Origin of the sequence: uncultured Helicobacter sp., assembly GCF_937893305.1 — a bacterium.
In the GTDB taxonomy this organism is placed as follows: domain Bacteria; phylum Campylobacterota; class Campylobacteria; order Campylobacterales; family Helicobacteraceae; genus Helicobacter_D.
In genome coordinates, this window is record NZ_CALBGN010000018.1 from 1 (window position 1) to 13,429 (window position 13,429).

The window sequence follows — 13,429 nt, forward strand, 5'->3', positions numbered from 1 at the left end:
TCAGATTTGCTTGTAGAGCCGCCATCTTTGATTTTAGAATCAGAATAAGTCCCATAAACCCCTAATAACAAAGCATCTGTAACTTGTCTATCATAACCAATGCTAATCCCACATAAAGAACCATTATCTCTATCAATGATATTTGCACCTCCAAAAGCATTAGCCCAAACACTATTAACAGAATTATTAATTCCATAATAATCAAATTTTGTATCAGAACCTAAAGCAGCAAGTTTAGAGTCTTTTAGAAGTTTTGCAAGTGCATAAGGGTTAGAGTATTGAACATTTCTTGCAGTGATTGAAGTTTCATTAGAAATATTCATAGCAGTATTAGCACTAGAGTTTGCACCCATAGAATCTGTTTGAGAATTTGCGGAGGATTCTATTGAATGCGTGAAAGCAACAAGTTTTTTGGCATCCAATGCTAAATCTACAAGCACAGCTTTTGTTCTCTCATCTAGCTTTGTTGTGTCAATTTTATCTAGTGCTTTTATAACATTCTCTAAATGCGCTTCCAATCCTTGTGGTTTTTCTATACCCAAAGAAGCATTTGCATTAGGATCCTTTTTGATTGCTTCATATTCTTTATTAAGGCTTTGCTTCTAGCTCTTCTAGTTCCTTTTTAGCTTCGTCAAGCTTTTTATTAGCGTCTTCTAATTCATCTTTAAATGTATTAGGATCATAAGCTTCTATTTATTCTTTTGTTTCCTCTAAATTGTCTTTCATACTTTTAATCATTTGAAGTTTTGCATAAAGAAGAGTTCTAGCATTAACTTGTAGCCTTCCTTCAGCACCTAATTTATCTCCATTGACTTTAAGTGTATAAAGCACAAGCAGATCCTCTTTATATTTGTCAAAGTCTATCTTTCCTTTTTTTTCAAATTCATCTGCTAAATCTTGAACACTTTCTACCGATTCAAAATCTCCACTTTGATTTTTATTAATCCAAACACCGTCTTTTTCTTCAAAATTTTGTTGAAAATTATCAGGTGTTACTTCAGTAGCATTTGCTGCTAGTGCTGTAATCACTCCTAAGCCCAATAAAGCTCGACTTGCGCTAATTGAAATTTTTAGCATTTTTTCTCCTTGTTAAATAAAATAAAAAGAGAAATTTTACCCCCCCCCTGAAAAGTCAAGAAAAAACTGCAAAATTTTATAAATTTGTGTTAGCATCTGCTAGCACAAATGCACACAAAACTTTCGCGCCGTGTTTTTCTAAAAACTCCTTTGCTTCAAGCAAGGTTAAGCCACTTGTTATAATATCATCTACAAGCACAATTTCTTTTCCTATTACTTCACGCTGTAAAATAAATTTTCTAGGATTTTGCTCTCTAAATTTCAAGCTCTTTCCTGCATAACGCACATCATTGCTTGCATAAATCGTGCGATACATCGGCTTTAGACCCACTTGTTTTAAATGGTTTAAAAAAATCGCATTATGTGCATAGCCTTGCTTACTTATCCTATCATCAACACCTACACCAAAACAATCATAAGTCTTTTTTTGTGCTTGCAAATGTTTTAGTGCAAGTTTAGATAATTCCCTATAAACTTTGCTTCCTAAAACAGAATATTTTGCGTGAAGCAAAAAAGAAATTGAATCATAATCAAAAAACCCATACACTTTAAAATCTTGCAATTTCCTACAAGTTCTCTTTACAACAATAAGCCCCAAACAATCTTTACATAAATCCTTAAAAGAGAATTTCCCACATAATAAACAGCGCATTAGGTTTTTATAAAATCTATAATTTTAGTTGTTATAACATCTTGTGGTAAGCTTGCATTTAGCACAAGTGATTGTATGCTTAATCTCTCCATTGTCTTTTTTAATCTCTCTTGTAACTCTAAAAGATAAGACACCCCTCTTTTTTCAATCTTATCCTTGCTCTTTTGATTTAGGCGAAACTCTAGCGTTTGTCTATCAAGTTCAAGCAAAACTGCTTTGTTTGGTAAGAGATTTTCTAAAGCAAAAGCATTATAAGTCCTTAAAATCTCAAAGTCAAAATCCCTAGCATACGCAATCCCAGAAATTAAACTTCTATCACTAATAATCAGCTTATCTAAATTTGGCGCAATCACGCTTGCAAAATGCTCTGCTCTATCAGCTAAAAAAAGTAACATTTCAGCCTTTGGACTTGCAATATCTGTCTTTAACAAAATCTCTCTAATCTTCACTCCAAGCGGTGTAGCTCCGGGTTCAAAGGTAAAAATTGCCTCCTTAAATACTTCTTTTAAATTTGTAATCTGCGTGCTTTTACCCGCTGTATCAATTCCTTCTAATACAATATACAAAACAATTCCCTATTTCAAACTCAAACTTATAATATAATCTTTCACACTCTTTGGCACAAGATGCGTAATCTCTCCGCCGTGTGTAAGGATTGAACGCACCACAGTAGAACTAATAAAAGCATTCTGCAAAGAAGGCATTAAATAAATTGTTTCTAGCTCCTTATTTAACGATGCATTTGCATATCCCATTTGTAATTCATATTCAAAATCACTTACCGCCCTAAGCCCACGCACTAAAATTTTAGCTCCTTGCTCTCTAGCAAACTCCGCAATTAAGTGATCAAAAAAATGCACACAAACTTTTGAAGCAATGTTTTTGGATTCCATAATTGCTAGATTTACCATTTTTACGCGTTCATTAAGACTAAATAAAGGATTTTTTCCCTTAGATTCTGCCACAGCAATAATCAGCCCATCAAAAAGCTTACAAGCGCGTTCAATCACATCTAAATGCCCATTTGTAATCGGATCAAAAGTTCCCGGATAAATGGCAATTTTTGGCATTATACATAACTCCAAGTGAGTGTTTTTTTAGCAAAAAGCGGCACGATTCCATCAATTTCTTGTGGGATATCAAAAGGCAATTTTGTAAGCGTTATAATCTTATTAGTCTTTGGTAAATTATAAATCTTTTGTGCATTATCACTTATAAAACTTTGGAGATTTTCTAGTTTATTATACTTTTCAAACAACTCCGCAAGCCCAAGCAACACAATAGGTGCGCTAAAGATTCCAGCTGCTCCTTTAGCACTTTCTTTGTTTGCTTTTAAATGTGGTGCAGAATCACTTCCAAAAGAGAATTTACAATGCGCATCTAACGCCACCTGCAACAGAACGTCTCTATCTTTTGGAGTTTTTAGAATCGGTTTGCAAAAATAATGCGGATTTAATCCACCGCCTATCACATCATCTAAACTTAAAGCAATATGATGTAAGGTGAGTGTTGCAAAAAGATTATTATATTTCTCAACAAGTGCAATAGAGCGATGATCACTTAAATGTTCAAAAATAATTTTTAAACGCGGAAAAGATTCCGCAAGCTCTTTAAATACAGGGTGAAACTCCATTTCTCTATCTAGTGAAAACCCATTACTCTCTCCGTGAATACTTAAAAACATTTCAAGATCTTGTGCAATTTCTAAAATCTTTAAAATCTTATCATCTAAAACACTGCTTACACCACTTTCACTGCCTGTTGTTGCACCCTTTGGATAGAGTTTTAAAAACCTAATTCCAGCTTCTTTTGCCTTCTCCAACACGCTTTTATTAAGCTCTTCTGTGAGATACAACGACATCAAGGGATTAAAGGTGGAATCCCCACAAGCATTTTGGATTCTCTCTTTATACTCTAAAGCAAGCTCTACATTAGTAATAGGCGGAGTTAAATTTGGCATTACAAGTGCGCCACTAAAAAACTTTGCCGTATATTTTGCCACGCTTTGCAACATTGTTCCATCACGCAAATGTAAGTGCATATCATAGGGGGATTGTAATTGTATCATTTAAGATTCCTTTATTTGCTCTAATAATTCTAACAAAGCTTTTTGATACACCTTGCATAAAGAATCGCTTTTTGCTTCAAAGCGCGTTACAAGCACTGGGGTTGTATTGCTAGCGCGGATTAGCCCCCAACCTTCTTCAAACACCACACGCACGCCATCAATTGTAATAATATCCACGATTTTTGGAAAATTTACCGGCAATGCACTAGAATCTTTTAAGATTTTCTTTAAACGCTCAACACTTGCAAATTTCTCTTCTTCTGTAGTTTTTATCTTAATTTCATCTGTAGAATAAAGCTTTGGCAAACTCTCTAAAACCCTATCAAACTCCAAACCTTTAAAATGCACTAGCTCAAGCACACGCAACGCTGCATAAGTGGCATCATCAAATCCAAAATAACGATCATTAAAGAAAATATGCCCACTCACTTCAAACGCCATTTGAGCATTACTTTCTTTTAGTTTCACTTTAAGATTGCTATGCCCTGTTTTATACATTATCGCCTTGCCGATTTTGTCAATGCTTTCATACATATTTAATGAACATTTCACTTCACCAATCACCACAGGATTTGGAATCGTGTTTGCAAAAATAATTGCTAATTCATCACCTTTATAGACTTTATTTCCACTTGGAGTATATTTAATCACTGCCAATCTATCCCCATCGCCATCAAAGGCAAATCCGATTCCACCTTTTTGGCAAACCTCTTCATGCAGAAAGCTTAGATTTTTCTCTTCGCTTGGATCTGGATGATGATTTGGAAAGTTTCCATCAGGCTCTAAAAACAGCCCATTATACGCAATTTCTAATCTATCTAAAATTTTTGTTATTCCAACACCTGCAATCCCATTGCCACAATCCATACTAATAGGGATTTTAAATCCCTTTAAATGCGCAAACTCTTTACATAAATACTCCACATATAAATCTAGTGCATTTAATGTTTTAATTTCTATATTTAATGGAATCTTTTTTTCTACAAATTCCCAATTAAGAGTATCAAATTCTCTTTGAAGCGCGTAAATTTGCTCTCCAAAAAACGGCTCTTTTAATAGTGTGATTTTAAAGCCATTATATTCTGGGGGATTATGAGAACCTGTAATCATCACACTTCCATCTAGTTGCAATCCCCCTTCAAATTCGCAATATAAAGCATAATACGCAACAGGTGTTGGGATCTCCCCTAAATGATAAGGAGTTATTCCACTTGCTAGCACACCTTGACAAAACCAATCAAAAATTTCCTTAGAGTGCAAGCGCGCATCAAAACCAACGCCCAAAGTAGCTCCACCGCGCTTATGCAATTCTAACCCTACTAAATAGCCAATCCGCACAACATTTTCTCTCACCAAATCTTTTCCATAGATCCCACGAATATCATATTCTCTAAAAATCACTAGCATTTCTATCCTTCTAAGTTGTCTTTAACGCTGCTTAACACTTCTTTACCTGCAATATACAGCCTATATGCAACCTTAGCATACAAAATCAAATTTTGTGCTAAAAACTCTTCAGTCTTTGGAAGCTGAAACACAGCAAAATCTGCCAAATTCCCCACCTTTAATTCTCCTAATAAAAAGTTGGAATCCAAAAAAGCATTGCGCGTTACACTTAGAAGCAATTCCCTTGCTAGCATCTCTAAAGGTATATCCTCATAAGCAAAAAGTGCAATTCTTAACTCATCTAAAAGCGATAAAGAGTCATTTGAACTCTTTCCATCTGTGCCAAGACAAAGCGGAATCCTAGCATTTTTAACCGCCTGTAAATCTAGGTATTTTCCATTTAACAAGCGATTAGATTTAGGACAGCTAATAATCTTGCCTTTTTGTGCGTGAATTTGCTCTAAAATTTCCGCATTAACTTCTAAACAATGTGTAAAATACACATTATCTATCCCACTAAAAGCCCTTAAAAAACTCTTTGCATCATAAAAGGATTTCATTGTTTTTTTGAAAAATCTCTCATAAAAGCCCTTAAAATACCCATCACTTGATTCTAGCCACTCCCTCTCCGCCTTTGATTCTAAGAAATGCGCACTTACAAGCAAATCTTCTTTTTGCGCCACTTCTAGAACTTTTTCTAGCAGTTTTGGATGCACAGAATAAGGTGAATGCACCGCAATTGCCGGTATAAAACGCGCACTCTTTTTTGCCTTAGAATCTTCTAAACGGGCTAAGAAATTTTGATACAAAAAGTCCATTGCTTCTATACTTGAACCAATAATCTCATTAAAATATAGCACGCGTAAAGGTGAATTTGCCAAAACCTCTAAATCCACTCCGTGGCTAGAAATCGCCCCTACAAACCCAACACCACTTTTTAAGCAATCCATAACCCCTTGCTGCATTGCATTTTCTAAACCTTTTTCCATTAAAGATTCTCTCTTTGATAAAACGCTATCTAACCACTCTCCAAACTCTCCAAACTTTAAGACCCCTTCATTATTACTAAACTCTAAATGTAAATGCAAATTTGCAAATGCTGGCGTTATTACACAAGAATCAAAATATTCTTTTTTAGCGTCTTTATATTTTGCACACAATTTTGTATAATCGCCCACTTCTAAGATGAGTTGTCCATCAAAAAGGATTCCACCTTTTTTGAGCACACTAAATTCTTCATCACACAATACAACAAAATCCGCACCAATAATTTGCATTTTTATCACTTTAAAGGCGCATTAAGATTAATATCAAGTTTATTATAAGGGATTTCAATCCCTTCCTTATCAAAACGCACTTTTACTTTTTGCAACAAATCAAGTTTTGCGCTGATAACTTCACTACTATTTACCCAAAAACGCACCATAAAATCCACACTACTTGCGTTTAACACATCTACGCCAATAAGTGGCTTAGGATCTTTTAACACAATCTCTTCTGCATCAAAAATCTCTTCTAAAATACACTTTGCCTTATCCAAATCACTTGTATAAGATACGCTAAAAATCAAATCCAAGCGACGCGTTGGGTTTGCATTAACATTAATAATAGGACCTGAAACAATCATAGAGTTTGGTAAAATCACAAGTTGATTATCTAAAGTCGTAATTTTTGTTTGAAACAAATTCACTTCTTGCACTCTGCCTGTAATAGAATTTAGTGTAACAATATCTCCTTTTCTAAAATGCTTTAACACAACAATTAAGATTCCACTTGCTAAATTTGACAAAGAATCTTTAAGCGATAGACCAATAGCTAAACCTGCTGTTCCAAGAACTGCAATAATAGAAGTTGTTTTCACGCCAAGATTTGTAAGTGCTGTGATAATTGCTAACACAAATATTCCTACAAATGCCACATTTTTTAAAAAACCAGCAAGTGTTTCGTCTTTCGTTGTTTTAACAATCAATTTTGCAATATATCTTGAAAAAATCCTAGCAACATAATAGCCAATGATAAGAATAAAAAACGCACTCACAACATTTGGTAAAAACCCAAAAAACCAAGCAACAAATCTATCCCAAATTAGTAAAAATTTCTCTTCCATTTTTTACCACACAATCTCTTTTCCACTTACAAACACACGCTTAACTTGCCCTTGAATAATAGAATCGTAATAAGGCGATTCCATATCATCTACCACACTTGTTCCCTTTGTATCAAATAACACCAAATCCGCATCATAACCTGCCGCAATAAGTCCTTTTGTCTGAAGCCCTAAAACATTTGCAGGATTAAAACTCAAAATCTTACTAAATTCACTTAAGCTTAAATGCTCATTTTTTACCAAAAGCGTATAGCAAAGCCCCATAAAACTTTCAATCATATCTACTCCAAATGCCGCTTCTTCAAAAGCCAAATCTTTTTGAGCAAGAGACTTTTCAGACTGCAAAGAAGTCAAAAGCGTAATTTCGCCTTTTTTTACACTTTTTACTAATGCCTTGCGTGTAGATTCTGATTTCAATGGAGGCTTGATTTTTGCTGCTGTGTTGTAGTTACTACAAAGATTTTCTGTAAGGAGTAAATGATGGATAGAAGTTTGTAAATGTAACTTCGCTTTTTGCTCTTTTGTCTTATTTTCTAAAGCCTTTAATTGCTGGATAATCTCCACACTTCTATGTGTCGCAAGTGCTAAAAATACCGCTTCTACCCCCATAAAACGCGCCATTTCTGCCATTTGCGCCACTTCTTTTGTTTCACTTAGAGTTGGAATTGCTGGCAACCCTAAAAGAGAAGAAAGCTCTCCATCATTCATTACGCCATTTGCACTTAGCGATTCATCTTCACAAGTAAAAAACATCGGCACATTAAACATCAAAGCAAATTCACACGCACGCCTTAGCAAATTACCATCTGTATTTGACTTTGCAAAAATCCCTTTTGCACCTTTTTTATGCAGTGATGCAAGCTCATTTAAACTTGTTTTGGATTCCATATTAACCGCTTCAGAAATCCCAATAATCTCTGCTTTTAACTCTTCTTTAATCGCGTTTAACAGCTCTAAACCAAGCTCACTACTTAAAGTTGGCTTGCAATCTGGTATTAAAAGAGCCTGCGTAATTCCACCTTTTGCAGCTTTGCTGGAGAGCTTTAACAAATTTTCCTTGCTTAAGATTCCATTACTAACACGCGTATTTAAATCAATTGCACCGGGTAATAATGCAAGATTTTCTGCTTCTATGATTTCTTCGTTATCTTTTGGCAAAATGCTTCTACTAACTTGCGTAATCTTGTTTCCTTCAATACGCACATCACCTCTTTGCTCACCATTTGCATCACAAACCATCGCTCCTTTAATAATCATACGCACCCTTAAAAATCTATATAAGTTTAACAATTATGGCAAATTCCAAGCTAAAATTTAATAAAAACTTGGATTTATACCTAAAAAGATTTATTCTACTTAAAAAAAATAGCAAATTCCATTTAATCCTCCAAATAATACTCTATGGTAGAAACAACACGCACATTTTTAATATAAGGTGTATTTTTATCTCTATTTGTAATGCTAAATTGTCCTTGTGTTGCCTTCTTTATCTTACCTAGCTGGCTTTTAGAATCCTTAGCAAACTTTGTAGCAGCCTCCCTTGCATTAAGCGTTGCTTCTTCAATCATCTGTGGTTTAATTGCATTTAATCCTGTATAAATATACTCCACTTCATAATCATCAATCTTAATCACAACACCACGCATTCCAAGCTCTGCAATCTCTTCTAACGCCTTTCTACCAAGTGCTACATCTTTTGTATAAAGCAACACACTTCCAACACCCGCATAACGATAGGTTACATTTTGATTGCCTCCATATAAATCCCCAAGCTTATCATTAACAATAGGTGGTGCAAAGGTAATGTCCTTTTTATCCAAACCAACTTTCTCCAAAAACGCAGAAACACTTTGCGCATCATTTTCTAGTTCTTTATACAAAGCATTTAAATCATTATTTGCACGCGTAAATTTAATAGGGAGTATCATCACATCAGCTTGCACTTCCTTTTGGCTTAGACCCTTAACAACAACGCTCCGTTCTCCAGCCTTAAAATTCTTAATTGCTCTATCTACACTAAAACCTAGAACAACACTACTTATAACCAAAGCTAATCCTAAAAATATCGCACTAATTTTATCCATCATTGTCCTTTATAAAAATGGATTCCAACTTTTTGAATGTGTATTCTACCTAGAAAAACCTAACTTAAACTTGAGAGTGTCAAAATGGTATCCCCGACGCGATTTGAACGCATGACCTCACGATTAGGAATCGTGTGCTCTATCCAGCTGAGCTACGAGGACAATGGTAAGCAACAAGTGATGATGCCTCGCAAGGAGGCAAAGAGAGAATTATTTTTTGCCTTTTTTAGCAGCGGCAACTGCATCTTTAAGACCTTTTCCGGCTTTAAATTTTGGAACAAACTTGTCTTGAGTTTTGTATTTTTTAGTTGTTCCTGGAACTGTTCCTTCTTTACCTTTTTGAAGAACTGTTTCAAATTTACCAAAACCTACAAGTTCGATGCTTTCTTTTTTTGCAAGTGCTTTTTCAACAGCAGCCGTGAAAGCACTAATTGCTTTTTCTGCATCTTTTTTTGTTTCAAATTCTCCGACTTCTTTTACCAAGTCAACAAATTCTGATTTGTTCATTTTGAACCTCCAATTAGGATTTAATTTAAAAACGCGCTATTTTAGCATACTATTTACGATTTGCAAGGCTTTTAGATAAAAAATTCTTAAATTTATCATATTTTTATGATTTTTTTACATATCTTTTAACTAAAAGCATTATTATGGACTTGTAAGGATTTTTCAACTAAGATTTATGTTTATTAATTTAAGGAGATTTATATGGCATTAAAAGTTGCAGTAAATGGAACAGGACGCATTGGTTTATGTGTAAGCAAGATTTTAGGACAACGGAATGATTTAGAACTTGTAGCAATTAACACAACAATGCCCATTGATACACTTGTGCATTTGCTAAAATACGATTCCGTGCAAAAAAGCAGTGAAGTGCAAAAGCTCAGTGAAGACACAATTCAAATCGGAAATCAAAAGAAAATCCACATTATTAGCACACGCAATATTACAGAGACACATTTTGGTCAATTTGGCGCAGAAGTTGTCATAGAATGCACGGGTGCTTTCAACGATTTAAACAAGGCAAGTGCGCATCTCTATGATGGAGTTAAACGCGTTGTAATCTCTGCTCCTGCAACAGATACTCCAACTTTTGTTTATGGTGTCAATCACAAGCAATATAAAGGCGAAGAAGTGATTTCAAATGCGAGCTGCACTACAAATGCTCTAGCGCCAATTGCTAAAATTTTACACGATCATTTCATTATTGAAAGTGGCTTGATGACAACGATTCATAGCTATACAAATGATCAAAATTTACTAGATTCCAAACATAAAGATTTACGTCGTGCAAGAGCTGCTGCACTCAATATGATTCCAACTTCAACAGGAGCTGCAAAGGCAATAGGACTTGTAATGCCAGAACTCAAAGGTAAATTAAATGGCTTTGCAATTCGTGTACCAACACCTGATGTGAGCATTGTAGATCTCACTTGTGTTACGCAAAAGCCCGTCAATAAAGATTCCATTAATGCAGTCTTTGAAGACGCAAGCAAAACAACTTTTAAAGATTTAATTTTAGTGGATAATGAAAAGCGTGTTTCTGGGGATTTTATTGGCAGCACTTATAGTAGTATTTTTGTGCCAGACTGCACTGTGGTCGTCAATGAACATCAACTTAAAGTTGTTGCGTGGTATGATAATGAGTGGGGATATTCCACACGCTTAGTAGATATGACAAACTATGTAGGACAAAGCATTAGATGATTAATTTATCAGATACATATCAAGAATTTTCACAAGATTATTCTAATCTTTTTGAAAAAGATAATTTAGATTTATTCTTCAAAAAAGTCTTGGTAGAGCGCAATAGTCAATTTAGCGGCTATTACGATTTACCCTTTAGGGATAATCAAGAAATTTTTGACTACATAAAGTGCAATGCAGAATTTTTGGATTCTATTACTAATATTATCATCATCGGAATTGGTGGAAGCTCTCTAGGCACAAAAGCTATTGATACTCTGCTTTCTCATCAAAATCATCGTAAAAAAATCAAATTGCGCTTTTTAGAGCACACAGATCCCATTATGATCCAAAAGGACTTACTCCGCATAAAATACGAGGATACGCTTTTTATTCTTATTTCAAAATCTGGGCTAACTATTGAAACGACTTCTTTATTCAAATATGTTTTAGCGCGCTTCTCTTTGCTTAAAAAAGATAGAAAAAATCACTTAGTTGCCATAACTGATTCTAACTCTCCTTTGCACAAATGGTGTCAAAAAGAAGGAATCCAAAATCTTACCATTTCTCCAAATATCGGCGGAAGATTCTCTGTGTTAAGTGCTGTTGGGTTGTTACCTTTAGCCATTTTGGGTTATGATATTCAAAAGATCTTGCAAGGCGCAAAACAAATCAGCGATGATTTTTTCATACACCGCAAAGACAATATCCTAAAAAAAGCCCTTTTTCTAGCAAAAAATGAAGCCAAATATCCTATTAATGTGCTCTTTTCTTATAGTAGCGTGTTTCGTCATTTTAACTCTTGGTATGTGCAGCTATGGGGAGAATCTTTAGGAAAATTTGACACTTATCAGCAAAAACGTGGATTAACACCTATTGCGCTAATAGGAAGTATTGATCAACATTCTTTTTTGCAGCTTATTATGCAAGGACCCGCAAATAAGACAATAACTTTTTTAAGTGTAGAAAATCTCTCTCAAAAGCCCTTATATATCCCAGACATTAGCCTTGAAGGATTAGAAGATACAGATTTTGTCAATCAAACTTCTTTTAATCAACTTCTAAAACTACAATGCGTTTCCACAAAAGAAAGCATCATCTCTCAAAATGTCCCTGTGGATTCCATTGTTTTGGATTCTCTAAATGAACAAAGTGTCGGCGCACTCATCTTTTATTATGAATTACTCACTTCTTGTGTGGGGATTTTGTTACAAATAGATACATATAATCAACCCGGAGTTGAGTTTGGGAAAAAGATATTAAGAGAAAAATTTACACACTCTTAAACTTTTTTCTTTATTTTTTACAATTTTCTACTCTACTTATCATAAAAAATCTTACAATTCATACAAATCTAAAACAAAGGGTAACTTATGGGTTTTATTCAAAGCATTAAAGAAAAGGCAAAAACAAACCTACAAACCATCGTTCTCCCAGAGACTGAAGATTTGCGCACCTTAGAAGCTGCACACACCGCACTTAAAGAAGGTATTGCAAAAGTTCTTTTAATTGGTGATGAAAAAACAATCAAAGAGCGTGGAGTTGGACTTGATTTAAGCCAAGCAACTTTCATTGATCCTAAAAGTTGTGATGCACTAGATTCTTATGTAGAATTATTTGTAAAGCTTCGTGGACATAAGGGCTTAAGTGAATCTTCAGCACGCGCACTTCTCCTAGAAAATCCACTATATTTTGGTGTCGCACTTGTCAAAGCAAAGGTTGCTGATGGAATGGTAGCTGGAGCTGTAAATTCTACTGCTGATGTCTTGCGCGCCTCTTTACAAATTTTAGGAACAAAAAAAGATTCCAAACTCGTTTCTGCATTTTTCTTAATGGTTGTTCCAAATTGTAACTATGGAGAAAATGGAATCTTTATTTTTTCAGATAGTGGCTTGGTGCAAAATCCTAATCCACAAGAACTAGCATCTATTGCTATTGATTCTGCAAAAAGTTTTGAGTCCCTTGTAGGCAAAGAAGCAGTTGTAGCAATGCTCTCACACTCCACAAAAGGAAGCGCAAAACACCCTGATGTAGATAAAGTGATCGAAGCGACACAAATTGCTAAAGCACAAGCGCCAAATATTGCTCTTGATGGAGAGTTTCAACTTGATGCTGCAATCGTGCCAAGTGTAGGCAAATCTAAGGCTCCAGATAGCAAGATTGCAGGAAGAGCAAATGTGCTTGTATTCCCAGATTTAGACGCGGGAAATATTGGTTACAAGCTTGTCCAAAGACTTGCAAATGCAGAAGCTTATGGACCCATTACCCAAGGAATTAATGGGGCAGTTAATGATTTATCACGCGGTTGTAGCAGTGATGATATTGTAGGCGTAATTGCCATCACAGCCTTACAGGCTCAACAAAATTAA

15 protein-coding genes and 1 tRNA gene are annotated in these 13,429 nt (G+C 35.0%); 3 read left to right on the top strand and 13 right to left on the bottom strand.

Annotated elements, in window-relative coordinates; genetic code table 11:
• From Q0358_RS06510 to Q0358_RS06570, 13 genes are all read right to left on the bottom strand, one after another.
• On the bottom strand, positions 1-542 hold a 542-nt coding region (locus tag Q0358_RS06510; protein WP_299549101.1), incomplete at its 3' end, for an autotransporter domain-containing protein.
• 151 nt (positions 543-693) lie between these two features.
• Positions 694-1,077 (bottom strand): hypothetical protein, encoded by a 384-nt coding sequence (locus Q0358_RS06515; RefSeq protein ID WP_299549104.1) that lies wholly within the window; start codon positions 1,075-1,077, stop codon positions 694-696.
• Positions 1,078-1,153: 76 nt separating this feature from the next.
• Positions 1,154-1,639, bottom strand: a complete 486-nt coding sequence (locus tag Q0358_RS06520; protein ID WP_299549107.1) for a phosphoribosyltransferase family protein — start codon at positions 1,637-1,639, stop codon at positions 1,154-1,156.
• A gap of 89 nt (positions 1,640-1,728) precedes the next feature.
• Positions 1,729-2,295 (bottom strand): dTMP kinase, encoded by a 567-nt coding sequence (gene tmk / locus Q0358_RS06525; protein ID WP_299549110.1) that lies wholly within the window; start codon positions 2,293-2,295, stop codon positions 1,729-1,731.
• Positions 2,296-2,304: 9 nt separating this feature from the next.
• Entirely contained in the window at positions 2,305-2,799 is a 495-nt protein-coding gene (gene coaD / locus Q0358_RS06530; protein WP_299549113.1) for a pantetheine-phosphate adenylyltransferase, read from the bottom strand.
• Positions 2,799-3,797 (bottom strand): dihydroorotase, encoded by a 999-nt coding sequence (gene pyrC, locus Q0358_RS06535; RefSeq protein WP_299549116.1) that lies wholly within the window; start codon positions 3,795-3,797, stop codon positions 2,799-2,801. The genes coaD and pyrC overlap by 1 nt, the downstream gene beginning before the upstream one ends.
• Positions 3,798-5,204 (bottom strand): phosphomannomutase/phosphoglucomutase, encoded by a 1,407-nt coding sequence (locus Q0358_RS06540; RefSeq protein ID WP_299549119.1) that lies wholly within the window; start codon positions 5,202-5,204, stop codon positions 3,798-3,800.
• A gap of 2 nt (positions 5,205-5,206) precedes the next feature.
• Positions 5,207-6,460, bottom strand: a complete 1,254-nt coding sequence (locus Q0358_RS06545; protein WP_299549122.1) for an aminofutalosine deaminase family hydrolase — start codon at positions 6,458-6,460, stop codon at positions 5,207-5,209.
• A 5-nt stretch (positions 6,461-6,465) separates the two neighbouring features.
• Positions 6,466-7,290 carry a mechanosensitive ion channel domain-containing protein gene (locus Q0358_RS06550; protein WP_299549125.1) on the bottom strand — a complete coding sequence of 275 codons (825 nt, stop codon included), beginning with the start codon at positions 7,288-7,290 and terminating at the stop codon, positions 6,466-6,468.
• Between the two features lie 3 nt (positions 7,291-7,293).
• Complete coding sequence (locus Q0358_RS06555; RefSeq protein ID WP_299549128.1) at positions 7,294-8,547, bottom strand: amidohydrolase family protein; 1,254 nt, start codon at positions 8,545-8,547, stop codon at positions 7,294-7,296.
• Between the two features lie 122 nt (positions 8,548-8,669).
• Complete coding sequence (locus tag Q0358_RS06560) at positions 8,670-9,374, bottom strand: SIMPL domain-containing protein (protein WP_299549131.1); 705 nt, start codon at positions 9,372-9,374, stop codon at positions 8,670-8,672.
• 85 nt (positions 9,375-9,459) lie between these two features.
• Positions 9,460-9,536 (bottom strand) — tRNA-Arg (locus tag Q0358_RS06565).
• A 48-nt stretch (positions 9,537-9,584) separates the two neighbouring features.
• Positions 9,585-9,881, bottom strand: a complete 297-nt coding sequence (locus tag Q0358_RS06570) for an HU family DNA-binding protein (RefSeq protein WP_299549134.1) — start codon at positions 9,879-9,881, stop codon at positions 9,585-9,587.
• 201 nt (positions 9,882-10,082) lie between these two features.
• On the opposite strand from Q0358_RS06570, the gene gap reads away from it, so the two are divergent.
• The 3 genes from gap to pta all read left to right on the top strand — a co-directional run bounded on the left by gap (position 10,083) and on the right by pta (position 13,429).
• On the top strand, positions 10,083-11,081 hold the full coding sequence (gap, locus tag Q0358_RS06575; protein ID WP_299549136.1) for a type I glyceraldehyde-3-phosphate dehydrogenase: 999 nt from the start codon (positions 10,083-10,085) through the stop codon (positions 11,079-11,081).
• The gene (locus Q0358_RS06580; protein ID WP_299549138.1) at positions 11,078-12,346 is read left to right on the top strand and encodes a glucose-6-phosphate isomerase; all 1,269 of its coding nucleotides are present in this window, start codon (positions 11,078-11,080) and stop codon (positions 12,344-12,346) included. The genes gap and Q0358_RS06580 overlap by 4 nt, the downstream gene beginning before the upstream one ends.
• 87 nt (positions 12,347-12,433) lie before the next feature.
• A complete protein-coding gene (pta, locus tag Q0358_RS06585; RefSeq protein ID WP_299549141.1) occupies positions 12,434-13,429 on the top strand; it encodes a phosphate acetyltransferase in 996 nt (331 codons plus the stop codon).